This window comes from Cupriavidus gilardii (genome assembly GCF_013314895.1).
Lineage (GTDB): Bacteria > Pseudomonadota > Gammaproteobacteria > Burkholderiales > Burkholderiaceae > Cupriavidus > Cupriavidus gilardii_C.
On the sequence record NZ_JABTYE010000006.1, the window covers coordinates 232533 to 256851 of the forward strand.

A 24319-nucleotide genomic window follows, 5' to 3' on the forward strand; every position below is an offset into this window, starting at 1 on the left:
CGAGATGGCTCGTTCGATCTACTGCGAACGCCCGCCCTCGCCGCCGATCAACTGCGGCCACGGCCCCTGTCCCGCCAGCGTGTCGCCCGGATTGCGCAGCGGGCAGGCCTTCAGCGACAGGCAGCCGCAGCCGATGCAGCCGTCGAGCTGGTCGCGCAACTGCGTCAGCGTGCGGATGCGTTCGTTCAGATCGTCGCGCCATGCCGCCGACAGCCGGCGCCAGTCGGCCACCGTCGGCGCGCGTCCCTCGGGCAGCCGTGCCATCGCCTCCGCAATCGACGCCAGCGGCAGGCCCATGCGCTGCGCGACGCGGATCACCGCGAGCTGGCGCAGCACCGCGCGCGCATAGCGGCGCTGATTGCCGGCGCTGCGCGTACTGCGGATCAAGCCCTTGGACTCGTAGAAATGCAGTGCAGAGACGGCCAGTCCGGTGCGCGCCGCGACCTCGCCGACCGACAGCAGGTCGGCCGGCTTTGGGCCGCGTCGGCGCGGTGGCCGTTCGTTCGATTCGTCGTGGGAGGGCTGGCGTGGCATGGCGGGATTCCGTCGATCTTCGCAGCGAAAGACCCAATGCTAGCAGGGTCACGGTTGACCTCAAGTCAACTTGAGGTTCGATACTGGCGCGGCTCTTCGGCATCCCGCCCTGACATGTCCTTCGCGATCTTCTACCGAACCTCCGCCATGATCGAATCCCGCCGCCCTGCCTGCAGCCTGCATTTCGTCAATCCGCACGGCTTGTACGACCCCAGCCCGAATGCCTACTCCCATGTCGCGGTCGCGACCGCCCCGGCCCGCATCGTGTTCGCCAGCGGGCAGGGCGGCGAAGATCGGCACGGCCGGCTGGCGCCCGACTTCCCCGGCCAGGTCCGGCGGGCGCTGGAAAATCTGGAGATCGCGCTGCATGCGGGCGGCGCGGAGTTGCGCGACGTGGCCAAGCTGACGGTGCTGATCGTCGACCATTCGCTGGAACGCCTGCAGGTGTTCGGCGCGGAGCTGCGCCGCATGTGGGGCACGCTGCCGCCGCCGGCCTGCACGCTGATTCCGGTGCCGCGGCTGGCGCTGGACGGCATGCTGTTCGAGATCGAGGCAACCGCGGTGGTGTCGCGCTAGGCGGGGCCACCGCGCGCCTTCAGCCGAACAGTTCCTCGGCGACGGTCGGGTGCAGCCGCATCGTGGTCTCCAGATGCGACAGCCGCACGCCGAGCCGCAACGCCACCGCGATCGACTGCGCGATCTCGGGCGCCGCGTTGTCCAGCATGTGCACGCCCAGCACGCGCCCGCTGCGCGCGTTGTAGACGATCTTCATCACCGACGGCATCGTATTGCCGGCAAAGCGGTTCTCCAGCGAGACGAAGCGCTTGATGCGCGTGCCGATGCGCTCTGGCTTGCCGGCCGCCTCGATCGCCGCGGCCTCGGTCAGGCCGACGCTGCCGATCGCGGGCTCGCAGAACACCGCGGTGGGAATCACGTCGAAGTCGGCGCGCTCGCCGCGCCGGCCGAACAAGCGGTCGGCCAGCCAGCGCCCCTGCGCGATGGCCACCGGCGTCAGCTGCAGTCCTTCGGTGACGTCGCCGATCGCATGGATGCCACGCACGCTGGTGCGGAACTGCCGGTCCACGCGCAGGCCGCGCTGACCGCGTGCCACGCCCAGCGCCTCGAGGCCCAGGCCGTCGAGATTGGGCTCGCGTCCGATCGCGGCGAGCGCCGCCTGGGCGCGCACGCTGTGGGTCCGTTCCTTGCCCTTGCCGCCGTTTTCGCCTTGCGCCACCTGCCTGTAGCAGACCTCGAGGGCGCCATTGGCCTGGTCGAGCAGCGTCACGTCGGTATTCAGATGCAGCCGCACGCCCTTGGCGGTCAGCGCCTCGGCCAGCGCATTGGCGATGTCCTCGTCGAAGTTCTCCAGCAAGCGCGACTCGCGCACCAGCATGTCGACCTTGACGCCGTAGCGCGACAGGATGGACGCCATCTCGACCGCGATATAGCCGCCGCCGATCACCACCAGCGAGGCCGGCACGCCGTTCCACTCGAACACGTCGTCCGAGGTGCTGGCCAGCTCGGCGCCCGGCACCGGCAGCGCGGTGGGCCGCGAACCGGTCGCGATCAGGATGCGGCGCGCCTGCAGCGTGTCGCCGCCGACGCGCACCTGGCCCGGCGCGCTGACGCTTGCCTCGCCGCGCAACACCTGCACGCCGGCCTCCTGCAGCCGCTGCGTATAGCTGGCATGCAGCCTTGCCATCTCGGCCTTGACGCGCACGATGGCATCGCTCCAGTCCTCGCGTCCGCCGGTATGCGACAGGCAGCCCGACAGGATCGCGGCCCAGGTCGCGCCATAGCTGAGCATCTTCTTGGGAATGCAGCCGCGGTTCACGCAGGTGCCGCCGATCTGCTCGCGCTCGACCAGGATCACGCTGGCGCCGTGCGAGGCGGCCCGCATCGCCGCGGCGACGCCGGCCGAGCCCCCGCCGATCACGACGAAGTCGGCCTGGCGCGCGCGGCCGGCGCCGGCGTTGCTCTTGCCGCGCGGTACGCGCTCCATCCGGGGTTCGGCGGATACCTTGCTTGCGCGCTTGCGTTCGTTGTCGGTGCCAGCTTGCCGCTTCGTCATCGATGCCTCCTGCCGCGGCGCGGTGGCCGCGAGAATGCCGCAAGAATCGGAGGGAGCAGCTGCTGTGCCGCTCCCGCGCTACGAGGCCGGCGCCAGGTCCGCGGACGCCTCGGCCGTCCAATCGCGCAGGAAGGCCTCGCCATCGCGCCGGCCGAGATCGTAGGCCAGCGTCATGCCTTCCGGGCGCGTGTAATCCCAACTGGAGACCGGCACCCGCCGCGACGGTTGCAGATACAGGCGCCGCTGGCCGTTCCACTCGACCACGAAACGGCGCGGGCGCGGATACAGCCGAGTCATCAGCACCAGCACGTCGCCCGGCGTGGGGTCGAGCGCGTCGACCGGCACGTTGTCGACCAGGCCGCCGTCGAGCACCGCACGCCCATCGCGCCGCAGCACGGGCGTAAACGGCGGCGTGCATGAGGACTGCAGCAAGAGGTCTGCCAGCTGCTCGGCCGTGGCGCAGTCCTGGGCCCGCACGAACTCCGGATGAAAGCCCAGCGTGCGGCCCAGCCGCGGATGCAGCGTCTTGAGCAGATGCTTGTCGATGTTGTAGGCCAGCAGCCCTGCCATCACCGCCAGCCGGGGGCCGCACCAGCGGGGGATATGCGCCACGCCGACGCGAATCTCGGGCGCAGCCTGCAGGCGATCCATGCGGCCGTCGCCCAGGATCGACAGCAGGGCCGCCCGGTAGATGCCGTAATGCGGAAACACGCGCTGGTTGCCGAGCAGGTTGCGCCAGTAGACGTTGCGCTTGTTGCCGGCCAGCACGCCGCGGTAGTAGTCCATCACCTGCCGCGACTCGTGTGTGTAAATCATGCAGGCGGTGGCAGCACCGGCAGAGATGCCGGCGATCACGCGCGGGCGCAGCCCAAGCTCGGGCGCGACGGTATCCCACCAGCCTGCCTGCCACCAGCAGCGGTTGCCGCCGCCGGCGAACACCACCTGCTCGAAGGGGCCGCCGTACTGCGGCGTCCGCGACGGCGCGGTTCGCGTGGGCGTGGCCGGGTCCGTGGCCCGGTCCATCGCCATGTCCGGGCGGGCCGCAGACATCGTCATAGCAATGCGTAGGTCGTGGTGGCGTGGACGGCCAGCTTGCCGTCGGGGCCGCGCAGATCGATCTCGCCGAACACCACGGTCTTGCCCAGGCGCAGCACGGTGGCCTGCACCAGCATGTCGCCCTCGATCACGGGGCGCATGAAGTTGGTGGTCAGGCTGACGGTGGTCATCGGGCGGAAGCCGCCCAGCGCGCTGGAGATCGCGACGATCATCGCGGTGTCGGCGGCGGACATCAGCACCTGTCCGCAGACCACGCCGCCGGCGTGGCGAAGGGAGGGATCGAAGGGCAGCCGCAGCGTGACACTGTCGGCGTCGACGCGCTCGGCGCGCAGATTCAGCTGGCGGACCCAGGGCGCAAGCACGCGCTCCAGGATGGCGTCGATGTCGGCAATGGCAAGCGTCGTCTCTGGCATGGCGGCCCGTCGGTGGTCCTCGGTTGTGCCTGGCCGCCCGGCTACTCGATCTCCTCCGGGGCGGCGCGATGTTTCAGCCAATGATACAGGGGGCCGGTACACAGCACCACGAAGGCCATCCGGATCACGTGGAAGGCCGTGACCAGCGGCACGCCGAGCTGGAGCACCTTGGCGGTGATGCACATCTCGGCGATGCCGCCCGGCGTGGTGCCCAGGATCACGGTGGCCGGATGCGCGCCCGACAGTGCCGCCAGCCCCCAGCCGAACAGCGCCGATATCACCAGCGCCACCAGCGTGTAGAGCGCCACGCCGCCCAGGAAGCGCGGCGCCGTGTGCAGGAATTCGCGCGAGAACCGCACGCCGAGCGAGATGCCGATCAGCAGCTGGCCGGCATGGCTCATCGAGGTCGGGATCGCCGACAGCTCGATGCCGGAGGCAGTCAAAGCGGCGGCGGCGATCAGCGTGCCGATGACGAAGGGGTTGGGCAGGTTCAGCCGGTTCATGACCAGCGCAAAGGCGACCGTGATGGCGATCAGCCCGACGAGCCCCAGCGCGTCGACCGTGCGCGGTCCGGGGATATAGGTATCGAGCCCATGAATACCGCCGTATTGAAAAAGCGCTGGCACGATTACTACCACCAATAGCACCCGCAGCGAATGCGCGGCCGCGACCTGGTCGATGCGGGCGCCGTTGCGCTCGGCGAGATTGGCCATTTCGGAGGCGCCGCCGATCGCGGTGGAGAAGAACGCGGTCTTGAACGCGACGCCGGTGGTCCGGCGCAGCATCAGCGCGCCGGCGGTGCCGAGCACCAGCGCGAACAGCGAGCCCGCAATGACGTAAGGCGAGAACTCGACCAGCTTGGCGACCACGTCGGGGGTGAAGTAGAGCCCCAGCGAGGTGCCGATCGCCCATTGGCCGGCGTTGCGCGCCTGCGATGGCGCGCGCAGGTCGGCGCCCATCATGCGGGCCGCCGCCACGGCCAGCAGCGGGCCGATCATCCAGGGCAGCGGCGTGCGCAGCCATTCGCACAGCAGGGCTGCGGCCAGTCCAAGCAGCAGCGTCAGCAGCGTCGGACGCCAACGGGAGAGTACGGATCGCATGGCGGTGGCAGGCTGGCGCGGGGCGCCGCCGCTTTCTTGTGGTGAGAGGAGAGCAGGCAAACGACAAGGCCCGGGAGCCCCGGGCCTTGTGGCGTCACGCGCATTGTCGCGCATTGTGGCGCGGCATGCCGCACGTCATGCCGAGCTTCATGCCGCGACCACTGCGCCGATCAATTGGCCGCGTCGGCCACGCCCCGCATCGCGGAGCGCCGCGACATCCAGCGCAGCAGGCGCGGCACCACCACCACCGCGACGGTCAGCGCGAGGATCGACGCCGAGATCGGATGGCGCAGGAACATCGTCCAGTCGCCCTGGCTGATCGACAGCGCGTTGCGCAGCTGCTTCTCGGCCATCGGCCCGAGGATCATGCCGACGATCACCGGCGCGGTCGGGAAGTCGAAGCGGCGCATCGCCATGCCGAGCAGGCCGATCAGGAACAGCAGCAGCAGGTCGAAGGCCGACTGGCGGATGCCGTAGGCGCCCAGGCCCGCGAAGATCAGGATGCCGCCATAGAGCAGCGGGGTCGGGATGCGCAGCATGCGGACCCACAGGCCGATCGCCGGCAGGTTCAGCACCAGCAGCATCACGTTGCCGATATAGAGCGAGGCCAGCAGCCCCCACACCAGGTCGCCCGAGGTCTGGAACAGCATCGGCCCCGGCTGCAGGTTGTAGTTCTGGAACGCCGCCAGCATGATCGCCGTGGTGTTCGAGGTCGGGATGCCCAGCGTCAGCAGCGGCGCCAGCGTGGCCGTCACCGCCGCATTGTTGGCCGCCTCGGGACCCGCCACACCCTCGATCGCGCCCTTGCCGAATTCTTCAGGATGCTTGCTCAGCTTCTTCTCGCTGGCGTACGACAGGAAGGTCGGAATCTCGGCGCCGCCTGCCGGGATCAGGCCGAACGGAAAGCCGATGAAGGTGCCGCGCAGCCAGGCGGGGATCGAACGCTTCCAGTCCGAGCGCGACATCATCACGCGGCCCACCTTGTTGAAGGTGCCCTCGGGCTGCGGGAAGAACGCATTGAACAGCGCCTCGCCGACCGCGAACAGGCCGACCGCGACCACGACGATGTCGATGCCGTCGTACAGCTCCTGGATGCCGAGCGTATAGCGCGTCTGGCCCGACAGCGAATCCATGCCGATCAGGCCGATGCCCAGGCCCAGGAACAGGCTGGTCATGCCGCGCAGCAGCGAGGAGCCCAGCACCGCCGACACCGTGGTGAAGGCCAGCAGCATGATCATGAAGTACTCGCCGGGGCCGAACTGCAGCGCGACGTCGGCCGCGACCGGCGCGAACAGCGACAGCAGCACGGTGGCGATGGTGCCGGCCACGAACGAGCCGATCGCGGCGGTGGCCAGCGCGGGGCCGGCCAGGCCGCGCTTGGCCATCAGGTTGCCTTCCATCGCGGTGATCATCGTCGAGGACTCGCCCGGCGTGTTCATCAGGATCGAGGTGGTCGAGCCGCCGTACATCGCACCGTAGTAGATGCCGGCGAACATGATCAGCGCCGCGGTGGGTTCGACCTTGGCGGTCAGCGGCAGCAGCATCGCCACCGTCAGCGCCGGGCCGATGCCGGGCAGCACGCCGATCGCGGTGCCCAGGAAGCAGCCGACCAGTGCCCACATCAGGTTCAGCGGCGTGATGGCGACGGCAAAGCCGTTCATCAATTGATTCAGCGTATCCATTTGCGTGTCTCCGGCCTTGCAGGCCCGCGATTTACAGGCCCGCGATCGGCAGCAGCGGCAGGTTGATGCCGAGCAGGAAATCGAACAGCAACCACATCGGCACCGTGATCGCCAGGCCGATCAGCGCATCGCGGACGACGCGCCGGCTGCCGTAGCCGCGCGCGACGCAGACCATCAGCAGCGTGGACGCCAGCACGAAGCCCAGCGTGCCGATCAGCGCCATGTTCAGCAGCAGACCAGCCGCGACCCACAACAGGCCGCGCGGGCTGTGCGGCTGCGAGGGCAGCTCGGCGTCCTCCTCGGGCATTGCGCGAAAGCCCCCGCGCACACCCTGCCAGGTCAGCAGCGCGCCGCAGACGGCCAGGCCGACGCCGACCAGCGTCGGAACGAAACGCGGCGACAGGCCGGCGTAGCCAGACTCGCCCGAGATGCCGCCAAGGCCGGCGAAGAAGCAGGCCGACAGCAACAGCACGACGATGCCGATGGCAGTGTGGGAAGGTTTCACGATGGACTCCGGATGGAGGCCGGACGGGGGCGTCCGGCAGGGCGAAAACGAACGGGCCGCGGTCCGGGAGGCCGCGGCACCGGTACAGCTGTCAGGTCTTGATGAGCCGGAACGCCTTACTTGGCCACGCCCAGTTCGCGCAGCATCGCGCCCAGGCGCGCCGATTCGGCATCGACGAACTTGCCGAACTCGTCGCCGGTCAGCAGGAACGGCGTCCAGTCGTTCTTGGCCAGCGCCTGCTTCCACGCGGGCGATTCGGTCGCCTTGACCACCGCGTCGGTCAGCGCCTTGCGCTGCTCGGGGGTGATGCCCGGCGCGCCATAGACGCCGCGCCAGTTGTAGATCTCGACGTTGACGCCCTGCTCCTTCAGCGTCGGGATATCGGCGACGCGGTCCTTCGAGGTCACCGCCAGTGCGCGCATCTTGCCGCTCTTGATGAAGGGCAGGAACTCGGACACGCCGGCGATGCCGGCCGTCACGTGGCCGCCCAGCACCGAGGCCGAGGCCTCGCCGCCGCCCTGGAACGGCACGTAGTTGATGCGCTTCGGATCGACGCCGATGTCCTTGGCGATCAGGCCGGCCAGGATATGGTCGATCGAACCCTTGGAGCCGCCGCCCCAGCTGACGCTGCCCGGGTTGGCCTTCAGTTGCGCGGTCAGGTCCTTGATCGACTTGATCGGCGAGCTGGCCGGCACCGTGATCACCATCGTGTCGGTGAACAGCCGGGCGATCGGCGTGGCGTTCTTCAGCGTGACCGGCGGCTTGTTGGTTTCGATCGCGCCGACCATCACGGCACCGGTGACCAGCAGCGCGTTCGGGTTGCCCTTGTCGGTGTTGACGAACTGGGTCAGGCCGATGGTGCCGCCGGCGCCGCCGCGATTGTCGTACGAGGCCGACTTGGCCACGCCCGCCGACACCATTGCGGCGCCGAGCGTGCGGCCCGCCTGGTCCCAGCCGCCGCCGGGGTTGGCGCCGATCATGAATTTGGCGGTGTCGACCGCGAAGGCCGGGCCGGCTGCCATGGCGGCGCCGAAGGTGGCGCCGACCAGCGCGACGCGAAGGAATTGCGGGAACAGACGGGGAAGCCGATCGAAGGCGGGGCGCATGGGGTCTCCTGCTTGCAATGTTGTCGTTCTACGATCCGACGGCCGCACGTACGGCCATGGCGGCGATTCTAGGAGCCGGAAACTGTCAATAAGCTGTCAAATCGTCAGCTTTATGACTGGGGTTTACGCTGATCGGGTTGACGTCGTGACGGGGCGCAGTGGTTCCGCTGTGGTCATCCGCAGCGGTCCTTTACATCGGCACGTCGGCGGCCAACGGCAGCCGCAGTTCGGCCCGGAGCCCTTGGCCCTGGCGCGCCTCGTGCAGCGTCACGCTGCCGCCGAACCGCGCCGCCATCTCGCGCGAGATGGCCAGGCCCAGGCCCGAACCGGGCTCGTCGTGGCCGACGCGGCGATAGAAGCGCGCAAACACCTGCTCGCGTTCCTCGGCCGGAATGCCCGGCCCATCGTCCTCGACCGCCAGGCAGGCGCTGTCGCGCTCGCGCGCGGCCGACAGCGTGATACGGCTGCCGCGCGGCGAATACTGGATCGCGTTGTGGACCAGATTGGCCAGCGCTTCGCGCAGCAGCGCCGCGTCTGCGCGCACCGGCAGCGGCCGGCCGCCGCCGTCCTCCCAGCCGAAGTCCTGCTGCTTGGCGCGCGCCAGCGGCAGATAGTCGAGCGCAACCTGGCCGGCCACGGCGGCGGCATCGATCACGGTGTCGGCCACCGGTGCTTGCCCGCCCGCCTCGGTGGCCTGCGCTTCGTGCTGGCGTACCCGCGCCAGCGCCAGCAACTGGTTGGCCAGGCGGGAAGCCTGTTCGAGCTGGGTCACGATGCCGTTGACCGCCTCGCGCGCCGGCCGCAGGTCACGACCGGGTTTGGCCGGCTCTTCGCCCTGCCGCTCTGCGCCGCCGTCGAGCTGCCGTCGCGCAAACTCGGCCTGCGTCTTCAGGATCGCCAGCGGCGTGCGCAGCTGATGCGCGGCATCGGCGATGAACTGCGCCTGGGACTGCGCCATCGCCGCCGAGCGCGACACGTGCCGATTGACCGCATCGACCAGCGGCCGGACCTCGGCGGGTACATGGCCGAGCGCGAGGGGCGTCAGGTCGTCGGGCGAGCGCGCCTCGACGTCGTCGCGCACGCGCTTGAGCGGCTGCAGCACGAAGGTGATGCCGCCCACCAGGATCAGCGCGCTCGCCACGATCAGCAGCGCGTCGCGCGCCAGCGTGTTGCGCCACACGGCGCCGACCAGCGCCGCGCGCGGCTCGGCCGATTCCGCCACCTGGATGATCACGCGCATGTGGGCATCGGGCCGGTAGACCGGCCGCGCCATCGCCGCGATGCGCACCGGGGCATCGCGATAGACGGCGTCGTAATAGCGCGGCACGTTGTTGGCCAGCGTGCCGCGCGGCAGCGGCAGGTCGCCGTAGCCCGTCACGGTTTCGACGGAGCCGTCGCGTTCCAGCGCGACGCGATAGAAGACCCGCGTCTGTGCCGCGGTCTCGAACATTTCCATGGCGGCGTCGGGCAGCGTCAGCTGCACGGTCTCGCCGGCCATGCCGATCGCGTTGTCGATCGCCCGCACCGAGCCGAACAACGAGCGGTCGTAGGCGGTGTTGGCGGCGTCGCGCAGCGTGCCGTAGGTCATCCAGCTGTCGAGCGCCATCATCGCCGCCAGCGCCGGCAGCAGCAGCACCAGCAGCTGGCGGCGCAGGCTGCCGCGCAGCCAGCGGCGCAGTGGACCCCCTCGGGGACCGCCCGACGCGGTCAAGCCGCGGCCTCCGGTTCGAGCAGATAGCCGAAGCCGCGCAGCGTGACGATGGTCACGCCGTGGCCGGACAGCTTCTTGCGCAGCCGGTAGATCAGCACCTCGATGGCATCGGGATTGACGTCGGCGTCTAGCGAGAACACCTTGTCGAGCAGCTGCGCCTTGGTCAGCGGCTGGCCGCTGCGCGCCAGCAGCGCGCCGAGCAGCGTCGATTCGCGCGGGGTCAGCGCCAGCGGCGCGCCGTCCAGCGTGAAGCTGCGCGTCTCGCCATCGAATACCAGCGCGCCGCACTGCAGGCGCGGATGGGCGCGGCCGCGGCTGCGGCGGATCAGCGCCAGGATGCGCGCCTCCAGTTCGGCCAGCGCGAACGGTTTGGGCAGATAGTCGTCGGCGCCGAGGTTCAGGCCGCGCACGCGCTCGTCCAGCGTGTCCTGCGCGGTCAGGATCAGCACCGGCGTGCGGTCGTCGCGGCCGCGCATGGACTTGAGCACCGACAGGCCGTCCTTGCCGGGCAGGCGCAGGTCCAGCACCACGGCGTCGTATTCCTCGGCCTGCAGGCGCGTGTCGGCGAGCAGGCCGTCGGCCACGTGCTCGACCACGAAGCCGCCCTGCTCCAGCGCGCGCGCCACCCAGTGCGCCAGTTCGGTTTCGTCTTCCACCAGCAGAATGCGCATGCCGGCCTCCTGCCGGAGTTGAAACGCGGAAAGGATGCGAAATCGGCGCGCCATGGCGCAGAAGGCCCGGGGTACGCGCGACAAGCAGGCCGCTGCCCGCCCGCCGCCCGCTGTCACGCGGCGCCAGCCGCTGTCGCCTGGCAGACGTGGACTCGCGGCCCGATTCGGGCGCCTATAATACCGCTCCACCGTCGCGCCGGTTGCCGCTGCCGGATGCGCCGCACCGACCGATTGGCGCTCAGGTCCGCGCCTTGTTCCGCGCCCTGTTCTGCGCCTTGTTCCGCGCCCCGCTTCCGCGCCCTGCCCGCTTGCCTGTCCTGCCGCCTTCCATGCCCGCCGATCCGACCGCGCCAGCCGAGCGCGGCGACCCGCCCTCCGCGCTGCGCCGCCGCCTGCTGGCGGGCGCCGGCGCGCTGGCGTGGCAAGGCGCGTTCGCGGCGCCGGCCGATGCGGCCAATCCGCCGGCAAGCTCGACGACCCCGCCGCCTGGCTATCCGGCCGACTATCCGCAGATCATCGCCCGCGCGCAGCGCGAAGGCATGGTCACCGTCTATGCGTCGACCGACGAGGATGTCGCGCGGCCGCTGCTCAATGCCTTCGAGGCGCGCTTTCCCGGCGTCAAGGTCTGCTATCGCGACCTGAACACGATCGAGCTGAACAAGCGTTTTCTCGCCGAGTCCGCCCAGCCCGTCCGTGCCGATCACGCCGACGTGCTGTGGAGCACCGCGATGGACCTGCAGATCAAGCTGGTCAACGACGGCCACGCGCTGCACTACGCCTCGCCCGAGCGCGCCGGCCTGCCCGGCTGGGCCAGCTGGCGCGAGGAAGCCTGGGGCACCACCTTCGAGCCGGCGGTGATCGTCTACAACCGCCGCCATTTCGACGGCATGCCGGTGCCGCGCAGCCGCACCGCGCTGGCGCGGCTGCTGCAGGACAACGCCACGCGCTGGCGCGGACGCGTGGTCACCTACGATATCGAGCGCTCCGGCGTGGGCTATCTGCTGGCGCAACAGGATGCGCGCATGGGCGGCGAGTTCTGGTATCTGGCGCAGGCGCTGGGGCGCGCCGGCGTAAAGCTGTCTGCCTCGACCGCCGACATGGTCGAGTCGGTGGCCAGCGGCGAACTGGTGCTCGCCTACAATCTGCTCGGTTCGTATGCGCTGTCGCTGATGGAGCGCGGCGCGGCGATCGGCGTGGTCGCGCCGAGCGACTACACGCTGGTGATGTCGCGTGTGGCCTTCATCGCGCGCCGCGCGCCGCATCCGTGGGCGGCGCGGCTATGGCTCGATTTCCTGCTGTCGCGCGAGGGCCAGGCGCTGCTGGCGCGCTCGGCCTCGCGGCTCTATACGATCCGCACCGATACGAAGAGCGGCCATACCGCGGCGGCCCTGGCCGAGCGGCTCGGCTACGCCTTCAAGCCGATCAGCGTCGGCCCGGGCCTGCTGGCCGCGCAGGATGCGCTGCGCAAGCAGGCGTTTCTCGCGCGCTGGCGCGAGGCGATGACAGGATGAGACGGCGGATGACGTGAATCCGGGAGGCGTGGTGGAGCGTTTGGCGAGACGGGGGCCGCGCGACGCGTCAGCCGCCCGGACATTGCTGCTGCTGGACCTTGAGCCGCAAGGCAGCCATTTCCTCGTCCAGCCTGGCCATCGGACGCGGCACATAGCCCTTGCGCAAGGAAGGCGCGAAGCGCAGCGTGTCGACGAAGACGTCGGCGAGCCGTTCCGCGTCCGCATCCAGGTCGAAGTCGCCCGGCGCGAACAGCCAGTGGGCCAGCACGCCGCCGATCGCCGCATGGAACGCATTGACCGCGAGGTCCAGATCGAGGTCGGCGGCCAGCTGGCCGCGTTCGACCGCCAGCCGCAGGTGCTCGCGCATCTTCAGCAGCCCCTGCTCGTGCGACTGCCGCTGGCGCTCGAGAATCGCGCCGTTGTCGTCGACCATCTCGCACTTGTGGAACACGATCTCGAACACGCGCCGCCATTGCGGATTGACCACCGTTTCGCGGAACACCAGCGCGACGATGTCGCGGATGCCGCCGAGCGGGTCTTCCTGGCTGGCGATCCGCTCCGGCTCGCACAGCGCCTCGACCGGCAGATGGACGCGGTCGCACATCGCGGCGAACAGATCGCTCTTGTTCTTGAAATGCCAGTAGATGGCGCCACGGGTCACGCCGGCCGCCTCGGCGATATCGGCCAGCGAGGGCCGCGCCACCCCACGCGCATGGAATACGGCCTCGGCCGCGTCGAGGATGCGATGTCGCGTCTCGAGGGCTTCTTCCTTGGTACGTCTGGCCATAAGCGGTGTCTTCAGTGGGCGGTGGGAACGGTCGCGACGGCGGCGCCAGCGGTCCGGGCGGCTGCCCGATGTCGCCAGCCAGCCTCGAAAGAAACCAATCCGTCACGAAATTGCGGTACCACTGGACTTCCTGCCTCTGCTTTGCTGCGGTGCGACGGCCGGCATGCTAACCGATCCGGGGCCGGCCCGCCTATGCGGTCGCCGACCGATTGCAAAAGGCAACAAGGCAAGGTCAGGGCATCCTTGCGGTGCAATATTTCTCTTACATACATGCTTGAATGTATATATACTACGCGCTAGCCACAATTTGGACCAGCCCCGCCCCTGTTTCCATCAAGAGACCCTGACGATTCGGGTCCTGCGGGCTGCATGTTGTGACGCATACGCGACCATTCGTCGCAATCCAGTCGGCACCATTGCGGTTTGTGGCTAGTATTGTTCTTTTTTCTCCACGACGGTCCGTCGTGGGGTTCTGCCGCACAGACGTCAACGCCGGCCCCTTGCCACGGGCCGGCGTTTGGCGTATCCGGCCGATCTCAATTGCCATCACGGGGTTATCGATGAGGAAGTCCCAACGTTCGAGTTTGCTTGCCGTTACCGCTGCGCTGACGGTACTGACGCTGTCCGCCTGCGGCAACGACGCCCCGCAGGGCGGCGCGATGCCGCCGCCCGAGGTGGGCGTGGTGACGGTGACGCCGACGGCGGTGCCGGTCGTCAACGAGCTGCCGGGCCGTCTCGAAGGCGTGCGCACCGCCGAAGTGCGGGCACGTGTCGAAGGTATCGTGCTGTCGCGCAACTACCGGGAAGGCGGCGAGGTCAAGGCCGGCCAGGTCATGTTCAAGATCGACCCGGCGCCGTACCAGGCCCAATTGGCGTCGGCCAAGGCCAGTCTGGCCCGGGCCGAGGCCAATGCGGTCGCGGCACGGCAGAAGGCCGAGCGCTACAAGCCGCTGGTGGCGGTCAACGCGGTCAGCAAGCAGGAATATGACGAGGCGGTCGCCGCCGCGGGCCAGGCCAGCGCCGAGATCGCCTCGGCCAAGGCCGCGGTCACCACGGCGCAGATCAATCTGGGCTATACCACCGTCACCGCCCCGATCTCCGGCCGCGCCGGCCGTGCGCTGGTGACCGAGGGCGCGCTGGTCGGCAACGGCGAGGCGACCCGTCTGGCGCTGGTCGAGCAGGTCGATCCGATCTGGGTGACCTTCACCCAGCCCGCCACCGAGGTGATGCGGCTGCGCCGCGGCATCGAGTCCGGCGCCATCAAGGGCGTCGACGGCGGTGCCAAGGTGCGCCTGTTCCTCGAGGACGGCACCGAATACGGCGAGACCGGCAAGCTGCTGTTCTCGGACATGACGGTCGATCCGAGCACCGGCGCCATCACGCTGCGCGCGCAGTTCCCGAATCCGCGGCGCGAGCTGCTGTCGGGCACCTACGTGCGCGTGCGGGTCGAGCAGGGTGTCGACGAGAACGCACTGACCGTGCCGCAACGCGCGCTGATCCGTAACGCCACCGGCGCGACGGTGATGGTAGTCGGCGCGGACGGCAACGTCGCGGCGGTACCGGTCAAGGCCGGCGCCGCGATCGGCGACCGCTGGATCGTCACCGAGGGCCTGAAGGGCGGCGAGAAGGTGATCGTCGAGGGCCTGCAGAAGGTCAAGCCGGGCGCCCCGGCCAAGGCCGTGCCGTTCCAGGCGCAGGCCCCGGCCGGCCAGGGCGGCGCGTCGGCACCGGCGGCCGCCTCGGCGGCCGCAGCCAAGCAGGGCTGAGCACCGCCCCGGCAGGGACAAGCGACAAGCGCAAAGCAAGCGCAAGCAGATAGCGGAATAAACAGGGAGCCAGCCTCATGGCCAAGTTTTTCATCGACCGGCCGGTGTTCGCGTGGGTGATCGCGCTGATCATCGTGCTGGGCGGGATATTGTCGATCACGCAGCTACCGATCGCCCAGTATCCCAATATCGCGCCGCCGACCATCTCGGTCACGGCCACCTACCCCGGCGCCTCCGCCAAGACGCTCGAAGACTCTGTCACCTCGGTGATCGAGCAGGAGCTCAATGGCGCGCCCGGGCTGATGTACTACCAGTCGACCAGCGAGTCGACCGGTCTGGCGACCATCACCATCGCCTTCCAGCCGGGTACCAATGTCGACCTGAACTCGGTCGAGGTACAGAACCGGCTCAAGCGCGTCGAGGCGCGCCTGCCGGCCGAAGTGCGCCAGCAGGGCGTGCGCGTCGAGAAGGCCGGGAACAACTACATGATGTTCCTGACCGTGACGTCCAAGTCCGGTAGCGCCAGCGCGATCGAACTGGGCAACTACGTGTCGGCCAGCGTGCTCGACTCGATCCGCCGCGTGCCCGGCGTCGGCCAGGCCGACCTGTTCGGTACCGAATACGCGATGCGGGTCTGGCTGGACCCGGCCAAGCTGACCGGCTACAACCTGACCCCGCTGGACGTCACCGCGGCGATCTCGGAGCAGAACATCCAGGTCGCCGTCGGCGAACTGGGCGGCACGCCGTCCCCGCGCGGCACCGAGCTGAACGCCACCGTCACCACGCAGAGCCGGCTGTCGACGCCCGAGGAATTCGCCAACATCCTGTTGCGCGTGAATCCGGACGGCTCGCAGGTGCGCATCCGCGACGTCGGACGTGTCGAACTCGGCGGCGCCGACTATTCGACCGTCGCCCGCACCAACGGCAAGCAGTCGGCCGCCATCGCCATCAAGCTGGCCCCGACCGCCAACGCGCTGGCCACCGCCACCGCGGTGCGCGCGAAGATGGAGGAGCTGTCGAAGTTCTTCCCGGCGGACTACGAGTACACCGTCCCGTACGACACCTCGGCCTTCGTCAAGATCTCGATCGAGGAAGTGGTCAAGACCCTGCTCGAAGCGATCGTGCTGGTGTTCCTGGTGATGTACCTGTTCCTGCAGAACTTCCGCGCCACGATCATCCCGACGCTGGTGGTGCCGGTCGCGCTGCTCGGTACGTTCGGCATGCTGCTGGCGTTCGGCTTCTCGATCAACGTGCTGACGATGTTCGGCATGGTGCTGGCCATCGGTATTCTGGTGGACGACGCGATCGTGGTGGTCGAGAACGTCGAGCGGATCATGAGCGAGGAAGGCTTGTCCCCGCGCGAAGCGACCCGCAAGGCGATGGGCCAGATCACCGGCGCGATCGTCGGCATCACGCTGGTGCTGACCGCGGTGTTCATCCCGATGGCGTTCTTCGCCGGTTCGGTCGGCAACATCTATCGCCAGTTCTCGCTGTCGCTGATCGCCTCGATGGCGTTCTCCGCCCTGATGGCGCTGACGCTGACGCCGGCACTGTGTGCGACGCTGCTCAAGCCGGTCGAGGCGGGCCATCACCACGAGAAAAAGGGTTTCTTCGGCTGGTTCAACCGTACCTTCGCCCGCGCCGCTACCGGCTACCAGAGCATGGTGGCGAAGATCCTGGGCCGCACCGGCCGCTATCTGATCCTGTACGGGCTGATTGTCGCCGCGGTCGTGCTGCTGTTCCAGCGTCTGCCGTCGTCGTTCCTGCCCGACGAGGACCAGGGCTACACCATCACCGTGGTGCAGCTGCCCAACGGCGCGACGCAGGAACGTACCCTCGGCGTGCTCAAGCAGATCGAGGACTACTACCTGCAGAAGGAAAGCAAGATCGTCGACCAGATGATCACGGTGGCCGGCTTCTCGTTCTTCGGCCGCGGCCAGAACGGCGGTATCGCGTTCGTGCGCCTGAAGGACTGGAAGGAGCGTACCGGCTCGGACGAAACCGCGCAGGCCCTGGTGGGCCGCGCATTCGGCGCGCTGTCGTTCATCAAGGACGCGATCATCTTCCCGCTGAACCCGCCGGCGATTCCGGAACTGGGCAACTCGTCCGGCTTCGACTTCCGCCTGCAGGACCGCTCGGGCCAGGGTCACGCCAAGTTGATGGAAGCCCGCAACATGATGCTCGGCATGGCCGCGCAGAACCCGGTGCTGGCCGGCGTGCGTCCGGAAGGTCAGGAAGACGCGCCGCAGCTGCAGATCGATATCGATCGGGAGAAGGCGCGCGCGCTGGGCGTGTCGATCGCCGACATCAACTCGACGCTGTCGATCGCGTTCGGCTCCTCGTACGTCAATGACTTCATCTACGAGGGCCGCGTGCGCCGCGTGATCGCCCAGGCCGAAGGCGCCGACCGCCGCCTGCCGGACGATCTGACCAAGCTGCGCGTGCGCAACAGCAACGGCGACATGGTGGCCTTCGCGGCGTTCGCGACGTCGAAGTGGATCATGGGCTCGCCGCGTCTGGAGCGCTACAACGGCCTGCCGGCGGTCAAGCTGGCCGGTCAGGCTGCACCGGGCCGCAGTACCGGCGAGGCGATGGCGGCGATGGAAGAGATCTTCGCCAAGCTGCCGCCGGGCTTCGGCTTCGAGTGGTCGGGCCAGTCGTTCGAAGAGCGCCTGGCAGGCGCCCAGGAGCCGATGCTGTACACGCTGTCGCTGATCATCGTGTTCCTGTGCCTGGCCGCGCTGTACGAAAGCTGGTCGATCCCGGCCGCGGTGCTGCTGGTGGTGCCGCTGGGCGTGCTCGGCGCGCTGCTCGGCGTGACGCTGCGCGGCATGCCCAACGACGTCTACTTCAAGGTGGGCCTGATCGCCACCATCGGCCTGTCGGCGAAGAACGCGATTCTGATCGTGGAATTCGCCAAGGACCTGCAGGCGCAGGGACGCAGCCTGATCGACGCGACGCTGGAGGCGGTGCATCTGCGCTTCCGGCCGATTCTGATGACGTCGTTCGCGTTCATCCTGGGCGTGCTGCCGCTGGCGATTTCGACCGGCGCCGGTTCGGGCAGCCAGCGTGCGATCGGTACCGGCGTGATGGGCGGGATGATCACCGCCACCGTGCTGGCGATCTTCCTGGTGCCCGTGTTCTTCGTGGTGATCCGCAAACGCTTCAAGGGCAGCGAGCGTCAGCGCATGCTGGACCAGAAGTGGCTGGACCCGAAGGAGGAAATCTGACATGACCAAGACACTGACCGCGCTGCTGCTGGTGGCCGGCGTGCTGTCCGGCTGCACGCTGGCGCCACGCTATGAGCGGCCGGCCGCGCCGGTGGCGAGCGAATTCCCGACCGCTACCGAAGGCTTCGGCCAGTCCGAGGTGAAGACCGGCGAGACGCGCCGGGCCACCGATATCGGCTGGCGCGAGTTCTTCCGCGATCCGCGCCTGCAGGCGATGATCGCGACCGCGCTGGACAACAACCGCGACCTGCGCACCGCCGCGCTGCGCATCGAGGAAGCGCGCGCGACGTACCAGGTGCAGCGGGCCGACCTGCTGCCGACGGTCAATGCGACCGGCGGCTACACGCGCCAGCGGGTGTCGGGCGCGGCCTCGCCGCTGGGCCAGGGCTACCTGGCCGAGTACTGGCAGGCCGGCGGCGCGATCACCTCGTACGAGCTCGACTTCTTCGGCCGCGTGCGCAGCCTGTCCAACGCCGCGCTGGCGCAGTACTTCGCCACCGAGGAAGCGCGCCGCGCCGCGCAGATCTCGCTGGTGTCGGAAGTGGCCAAGGCCTATCTGGCCGAGCGCGCCTACGACGAGCAGTACGCGATCGCGCAGAACACGCTGAAGACCCGCGAGGAGACCTTCCGCCTGGCGCAGCAGCGCTTCGAGGCCGGCGCCACCTCGGCGCTGGACCTGCGCGACAACGAGTCGCTGGTCGCGCAAGCGCGCGTGTCGGTCGCCGAACTGGCGCGCCAGCGCGCGCAGGCGCGCAACGCTCTCGAGGTGCTGGTCGGCACGCCGCTGGCTTCGATCCCGAATCTGCCGCCGGCGCGCACGCTGTCCGAGGAGCGCTTCGTCACGGACATCCCGCCGGGACTGCCGTCGGACCTGCTCGAGCAGCGTCCCGATATCCGCCAGGCCGAACAGCAGCTGCTGTCGGCCAACGCGAATATCGGCGCCGCCCGCGCCGCGTTCTTCCCGCGCATCTCGCTGACCGGCCAGCTCGGCAGCATGAGCCGGGACTTCTCGGGCCTGTTCGAGGCCGGCACCAAGGCGTGGTCGTTCGCGCCGCAACTGGTGCTGCCGATCTTCGACTTCGGCCGGAACATGTCGAACCTGGACCTGGCCAACGTGCGCAAGAACATCCAAGTGGCCAACTACGAGAAGACCATCCAGGTGGCCTTCCGCGAGGTGGCCGACGCGCTGGTTGCACGCGGCACGCTGGAAGAGCAGGTCACCGGCCAGGAGCAGGTGCGCAACGCCGAAGCGGCCCGCTTCGAACTGGCCAATCTGCGCTTCCGCAGCGGCATCACCGGCCAGATCGAGGCATTGGACGCGCAGCGTCAATTGTTCACCGCCGAGCAGGCCCTGATCCAGGCGCGGCAGCTGCGGCTGAACAACGCGATCGACCTGTACCGGGCGCTTGGCGGCGGCCTGTCCGAGACCGGGCCGGTCGCGTCGGCATCGACGCCGCAGAACGGCACCGCGCGCTGAAGGCGCGGCTGTCAGCAGCACAAGGAAAGCGCCTTCGGGCGCTTTCTTTTTTTACTGACAGGCATCCCGGGTGCGCATCTGCGCGGCATGCGCAAGGTCGCGCTCCGACCTGGGCATCGTTCCACCTACAGCCAATGGACGATCAAGGCTTCCAAGGTCGCTGACCTGCTGGCCGGGAAGATCCAGATGCCCGAGTTTGCCGTGCATGTACCTGCCCTTGCCCGGACGAAACGTCGATGAAGGACTGGATGTAGCCGCAGCGGCTTGCCGACGGTTATAGTCCGTCGCGTTTTTCTGAAGAACCGGCCGGCCGATGCACCTACGATCGCGTTTGTCGGTTCACCCGTCAACGCTTGCGGGAGCCAGCTACCAACCCCAGCTCCTCGTTGGGTCGCACGTCATCCTTCCCTGGTAGTTGGCTTTTTTTCTCCCCCGGTCATTCCCTCGCTGTCCCCTTCCCTCCCCCGTCTTTCCGCTCCCCTTTTCCCGGTCATTTCCCTTGCCGTGCCGTTGCGATTCCATTTCCCCCGCCTCGTTTCCGGCCGTCGGCAGCATTAGTTTTCGCGCCGAATTCACTAAAAAGCGTCGCCCGATCGGCGCCAGCTGTTCTTGTCCGGCCCCGGAAAGCGATACCTTGCGTCCGACTTCGTTCTTCCACGTTGCAGACCATGGGATATCGACCGTGACAGAGAATGCCAATGCCGACAGCGCCGACCGGCGCTACTACCAGACCGAGGACTCGCTGTCGCGCGTCGCCTGCCGCGTGCTCGACGGCAAGCTGTGGATGACGCTGGACAATATGGCGGCGCTGTATCGAACCTCGGAGCAGGATGTCGCGAGGCAATTGAAGGCCGTGTTTTGCGGACGCCGGCTCGGCTCGGCCTCGATTCGCAAGGAGGCACTGCGCGACGATGGCATCGCGCCCGGCCCGACCTGCTACGCGCTCGACGCGGTGCTGCTGGTCGGCGCGCGTCTGGGCTCGACCCGCGGCGAGGCGTTTGCGCGCTGGGCCGCCGATCTGCTCGCCAACGAGCCGCCCGGGCCCGCGGACCAGCCGGCGGCGTGTCAAACCGGCAGGGAGACAGGCGCGGTAAAGTAGTCCACCGAACAACCGGACAACCTACGGTGGGCAAGGACGCGCAGATGAAACTGATCGAAACGGAGCGCTTGCAGCAGGTGCTGAACGACTTCATCCGCGCCCGGGACTGGGCGCGGTACCACTCGCCGAAGAACCTGTCGATGGCGCTGAGCGTCGAGGTGGCCGAGCTGGTGGAGATCTTTCAGTGGAAGACGGAACAAGAGTCCCACACCGTGATGGCGACGGACGAGCGCGAGCATGTGCGGCAGGAATTGGCCGATATCCTGATCTACCTGGTCGAGCTGGCCAGTGTGCTGGAGGTCGATCTCGACGCTGCGGTGCGCGACAAGATCGCGCTCAATGCCGCCAAGTACCCCGCGATCACGCCATCTGAAGTCAATCGCTAATCGGAGGAGGATCGTCATGGCAGCGAATGCATCGACCCAGGCTGGCGCCATCCGCGTCGGCATCGGCGGCTGGACCTATGCCCCGTGGCGCGGCACGTTCTACCCGGCGGGCCTGCCGCAGGCGCGCGAGCTGGAGTACGCCAGCCACATGCTGACCGCGATCGAGATCAACAGCACCTATCACGGCACGCAGAAACGCGAGTCGTTCATCAAGTGGAAGGAGCAGACGCCCGACGATTTCGTCTTCTCGGTCAAGGCGTCGCGCTATGCGACCAACCGCCGGGTACTCGCCGAGGCCGGCGAATCGATCGAACGCTTCGTCGACAGCGGCATCACCGAACTGGGCGCCAAGCTCGGGCCGATCGTCTGGCAGTTCGCCCCGACCAAGGCGTTCGACCGCGAGGATTTCGAGGCCTTTCTCGCGCTGCTGCCACCGGAAGCCGATGGCATCCGGCTGCGCCATGTTGTCGAAGTGCGCCATGCCAGCTTTGCCTGCCCCGAATTCCTGGCGCTCGCCCGCCAGTACAAGGCCGCCACGGTGTTCACCGACGTCGAGAAATTCCCCTCTTTCGCCGATGTGACCGGGGACTTCGTCTACGCACGGCTGATGCGCAGCAACGCCAGGCTGAAGTACGGCTACGCGCCGAAAACGCTCGACGCCTGGGCCGAGCATGCGCAGGCGTGGGCACGCGGCGAGGCGCCGCAGGGGCTGCCGCGCGTCGACGACAACGACGTACCGGCGCGCCGCCGCGACGTGTTCGTGTTCTTCATCAATGGCGAGAAGGAGCGCGCGCCGGCCGCCGCGACCGCGCTGCTGTCGCGTCTGGATCCGGACTACGAGGCCCGCGTGCGGGTTTCCGGCAGGAAGATCGCCAGCACGCCGAGCAACGGCAGGTAGGCGCACCAGCGGTAGACCGTCTCGATGCCGTGCGCGTCGGCGACCCCGCCGAGCACCGCGGCGCCGATGCCCCCCATGCCGAAGGCCAGGCCGAAGAACAGGCCCGAGACCATGCCGACCTTGCCCGGAATCAGCTCCTGCGCGAACACCAGGATCGCGGAGAACGCCGAGGCCAGGATGAAGCCGATCACCAGCGACACCGCGGCGGTCCCGAACAGGTCGGCATGGGGCAGCATCAGCGTGAACGGCGCGACGCCCAGGATCGAGAACCAGATCACGCGCTTGCGGCCGATGCGGTCGCCGATCGGGCCGCCGAGGATGGTGCCGACCGCGACCGCGAACAGAAAGGCGAACAGATAGAGCTGGGCCGAGCGCTGCGGCACCCCGAAGCGCTCCATCAGATAGAAGGTGTAATAGGTGCCCAGCGAAGCCATATAGAAGTACTTCGAGAACAGCAACACCATCAGCACCGCCATCGCGCGGGCCACGGTACGGGCGGGCAGGCGCGGCGCGCTTGCCATCGCCTTGCGTGCCGCGCGGGCATGCTCGGCCAGCCGCTGGCCATACCAGCCGCCCACGCGCCACAGCACCGCAATCGCCAGCAGGGCCGCCAGCGACAGCCAGGCGATGCTGCCCTGCGTGTGCACCACCACCGCTGCCAGCAGCGGTCCGGCCGCGCTGCCGACATTGCCGCCCACCTGGAAGATCGACTGCGCCAGTCCGTGGCGTCCGCCCGAGGCCATGCGCGCCACGCGCGAAGATTCCGGGTGGAAGATCGACGAGCCGGTGCCGACCAGCGCCGCGGCCACCAGCAGCACGCCATAGCTGGGCGCCACCGACAACAGCAGCAGGCCGGCCAGCGTGAAGCCCATGCCTACCGCCAGCGAATGCGGCTTTGGATGCTTGTCGGTGTACAGGCCGACCAGCGGCTGCAGCAGCGAGGCGGTGATCTGGTAGGTCAGCGTCAGCAGGCCGATCTGCACGAAGCTCAGGTTGAAGCCGCCCTTGAGCATCGGGTAGATCGCCAGGATCAACGACTGGATCATGTCGTTGAGCATGTGGGCGAAGCTGATGGCGGACAGCACGCGGAAGCCGGTGCGTTCACCGGCGTCGGCAGTGGCCGTCGCCGATGCCGCGGGTGCCGCGGGCGCGGCCGGTGTCACGGCGGCATCGGGCACATTGGCCAAATCGGCAGACAGGGAATCGATTCGCGAAGCCATGGCAAAGGTCTCTCGTTGGACTTTTTTCTTGGGAGCGTTGGGAGCGTTACGAGCGGTCGGGCCGCAGTGGGATAGACCGCGGGAGCAACACGGCAGCAAGGCCGCACGCGCGCGAACACGGTGATGCTATTCCTTGCGCCGGCGCCTGTCCTGCGAGATTGAGACTGCCACCATCTCGAAACGGACAGATAATCGCCCTATTCCGCCATCATTGCGCCACGCTTTCGCCACATCGTTTCGCCACATCGTTTTGCCTGATACGGGAGCCCGATCGAAATGGCCGATGCCATTCCCCACGCCGACGCCCTGCCCGCGCCGCCGCGCTACATGGCCTACGACCGCGGCCCGATGCCGGTGGCCGCGATGGCCGCCGACTATCAGCCGGGCCATCTGACCACGCGCCACCGGCATCCGCACGCGCAGCTGCTGCATGCCGTGCATGGCGTGATGGTCGTCGGAACCGACGAGGGCCAATGGATCGTGCCGCCAACGCGGGCAATCTGGGTGCCCGGCGGCACCGATCACTGGATTCGCATGGTAGGCCATGTGCGGATGCGCACCGCGTATATCCGCCCGGATGCGGCCCCCGGATTGCCGACGCGCTGCACCGTGCTCGGCGTCTCGCCCCTGCTGCGCGAATTGATCCTGGCGGCGATCGACATCGTCCCGCCCTATTCCCCCGATTCCCGCGACGGCCGCGTGATGCAGCTGCTGCTCGACGAGGTGGTGCTGCTGCCCGCGCTGCCGCTGCATCTGCCGCATCCGGTCGACCCGGCGCTGCGGCGCGTCTGTGCCGCGATTCTGGAAATGCCCGATACGCCGATGACGCTGGCCGACTGGGCGCGGCAGCTCGGCATCGACGGCAGGACGGTGCAGCGGCGCTTCGCGCGCGAGACCGGCATGACCTTCGGCCAGTGGCGTCAGCAGGCGCGGCTGCTGGCGGCGCTGGAGCGGCTGGCGGCGGGCGTCAAGGTGGTCGAGGTGGCGCTCGAACTGGGCTACCAGAGCCCGAGCGCGTTTGCGACGATGTTCCGGCGCCAGTTCGGCGTGCCGCCCAGCGCGTTCTTTCGCTGAGCGGGTTTGTCGCCGGTTTGCC

At 68.6% G+C, this 24319-nt stretch carries 21 protein-coding genes; 9 read left to right on the top strand and 12 right to left on the bottom strand.

The features are described from left to right. Nucleotides 1-18 precede the first annotated feature (18 nt). Nucleotides 19-534 (bottom strand): redox-sensitive transcriptional activator SoxR, encoded by a 516-nt coding sequence (gene soxR / locus HTY53_RS08545; protein ID WP_174106058.1) that lies wholly within the window; start codon nt 532-534, stop codon nt 19-21. Between the two features lie 147 nt (nt 535-681). Here soxR and HTY53_RS08550 point away from each other — a divergent pair, with 147 nt between their 5' ends. After that, the gene (locus HTY53_RS08550) at nt 682-1110 is read left to right on the top strand and encodes a RidA family protein (RefSeq protein WP_174106059.1); all 429 of its coding nucleotides are present in this window, start codon (nt 682-684) and stop codon (nt 1108-1110) included. 19 nt (nt 1111-1129) lie between these two features. On the opposite strand, the gene HTY53_RS08555 is transcribed toward HTY53_RS08550, so the two are convergent. From HTY53_RS08555 to HTY53_RS08595, 9 genes are all read right to left on the bottom strand, one after another. Next, nucleotides 1130-2605, bottom strand: coding sequence for a dihydrolipoyl dehydrogenase family protein (locus tag HTY53_RS08555; protein WP_174106060.1), 1476 nt, complete (start codon nt 2603-2605; stop codon nt 1130-1132). Nucleotides 2606-2683: 78 nt separating this feature from the next. Next, nucleotides 2684-3628, bottom strand: coding sequence for a patatin-like phospholipase family protein (locus HTY53_RS08560; RefSeq protein WP_217435538.1), 945 nt, complete (start codon nt 3626-3628; stop codon nt 2684-2686). Between the two features lie 29 nt (nt 3629-3657). After that, entirely contained in the window at nt 3658-4074 is a 417-nt protein-coding gene (locus tag HTY53_RS08565) for a PaaI family thioesterase (RefSeq protein WP_174106061.1), read from the bottom strand. A gap of 41 nt (nt 4075-4115) precedes the next feature. Then, a complete protein-coding gene (locus HTY53_RS08570; RefSeq protein ID WP_174106062.1) occupies nt 4116-5174 on the bottom strand; it encodes an AbrB family transcriptional regulator in 1059 nt (352 codons plus the stop codon). Between the two features lie 170 nt (nt 5175-5344). After that, the gene (locus tag HTY53_RS08575) at nt 5345-6856 is read right to left on the bottom strand and encodes a tripartite tricarboxylate transporter permease (RefSeq protein ID WP_174106063.1); all 1512 of its coding nucleotides are present in this window, start codon (nt 6854-6856) and stop codon (nt 5345-5347) included. A gap of 31 nt (nt 6857-6887) precedes the next feature. Then, the gene (locus tag HTY53_RS24895) at nt 6888-7361 is read right to left on the bottom strand and encodes a tripartite tricarboxylate transporter TctB family protein (protein WP_174106064.1); all 474 of its coding nucleotides are present in this window, start codon (nt 7359-7361) and stop codon (nt 6888-6890) included. A 116-nt stretch (nt 7362-7477) separates the two neighbouring features. Next, complete coding sequence (locus tag HTY53_RS08585) at nt 7478-8383, bottom strand: tripartite tricarboxylate transporter substrate binding protein (RefSeq protein ID WP_238510014.1); 906 nt, start codon at nt 8381-8383, stop codon at nt 7478-7480. A gap of 274 nt (nt 8384-8657) precedes the next feature. Continuing rightward, nucleotides 8658-10178, bottom strand: a complete 1521-nt coding sequence (locus tag HTY53_RS08590; RefSeq protein WP_174106065.1) for a sensor histidine kinase — start codon at nt 10176-10178, stop codon at nt 8658-8660. Next, nucleotides 10175-10849 (bottom strand): response regulator, encoded by a 675-nt coding sequence (locus HTY53_RS08595; protein ID WP_174106066.1) that lies wholly within the window; start codon nt 10847-10849, stop codon nt 10175-10177. Before HTY53_RS08595 ends, HTY53_RS08590 begins: the two co-directional genes overlap by 4 nt. Before the next feature lie 329 nt (nt 10850-11178). Between HTY53_RS08595 and HTY53_RS08600 the strand changes: the two genes are divergently transcribed. Then, a complete protein-coding gene (locus tag HTY53_RS08600; RefSeq protein WP_174106067.1) occupies nt 11179-12360 on the top strand; it encodes an ABC transporter substrate-binding protein in 1182 nt (393 codons plus the stop codon). Nucleotides 12361-12427: 67 nt separating this feature from the next. Here the strand turns inward: HTY53_RS08600 and HTY53_RS08605 are convergent, their stop codons facing one another. Beyond that, a complete protein-coding gene (locus HTY53_RS08605; RefSeq protein WP_174106068.1) occupies nt 12428-13147 on the bottom strand; it encodes a TetR family transcriptional regulator in 720 nt (239 codons plus the stop codon). Nucleotides 13148-13707: 560 nt separating this feature from the next. Here HTY53_RS08605 and HTY53_RS08610 point away from each other — a divergent pair. From HTY53_RS08610 to HTY53_RS08635, 6 genes are all read left to right on the top strand, one after another. Further along, entirely contained in the window at nt 13708-14913 is a 1206-nt protein-coding gene (locus HTY53_RS08610) for an efflux RND transporter periplasmic adaptor subunit (RefSeq protein WP_174106069.1), read from the top strand. A gap of 77 nt (nt 14914-14990) precedes the next feature. Further along, nucleotides 14991-18143, top strand: coding sequence for an efflux RND transporter permease subunit (locus HTY53_RS08615; RefSeq protein ID WP_174106070.1), 3153 nt, complete (start codon nt 14991-14993; stop codon nt 18141-18143). 1 nt (nt 18144) lies between these two features. Continuing rightward, nucleotides 18145-19620, top strand: coding sequence for an efflux transporter outer membrane subunit (locus HTY53_RS08620; RefSeq protein ID WP_174106071.1), 1476 nt, complete (start codon nt 18145-18147; stop codon nt 19618-19620). A gap of 682 nt (nt 19621-20302) precedes the next feature. Beyond that, nucleotides 20303-20719, top strand: coding sequence for a hypothetical protein (locus tag HTY53_RS08625; RefSeq protein WP_174106072.1), 417 nt, complete (start codon nt 20303-20305; stop codon nt 20717-20719). A 44-nt stretch (nt 20720-20763) separates the two neighbouring features. After that, nucleotides 20764-21105: a nucleotide pyrophosphohydrolase gene (locus HTY53_RS08630; protein ID WP_174106073.1), complete on the top strand. Its 342-nt coding sequence runs from the start codon at nt 20764-20766 to the stop codon at nt 21103-21105. Between the two features lie 16 nt (nt 21106-21121). Further along, nucleotides 21122-22003: a DUF72 domain-containing protein gene (locus HTY53_RS08635; protein WP_254599863.1), complete on the top strand. Its 882-nt coding sequence runs from the start codon at nt 21122-21124 to the stop codon at nt 22001-22003. Here the strand turns inward: HTY53_RS08635 and HTY53_RS08640 are convergent. Next, nucleotides 21940-23223, bottom strand: a complete 1284-nt coding sequence (locus HTY53_RS08640; RefSeq protein WP_174106075.1) for an MFS transporter — start codon at nt 23221-23223, stop codon at nt 21940-21942. The two genes, HTY53_RS08635 and HTY53_RS08640, sit on opposite strands and share 64 nt — an antisense overlap. A 276-nt stretch (nt 23224-23499) precedes the next feature. On the opposite strand from HTY53_RS08640, the gene HTY53_RS08645 reads away from it, so the two are divergent. Continuing rightward, nucleotides 23500-24297 carry an AraC family transcriptional regulator gene (locus tag HTY53_RS08645; RefSeq protein WP_174106076.1) on the top strand — a complete coding sequence of 266 codons (798 nt, stop codon included), beginning with the start codon at nt 23500-23502 and terminating at the stop codon, nt 24295-24297. Nucleotides 24298-24319 lie beyond the last annotated feature (22 nt).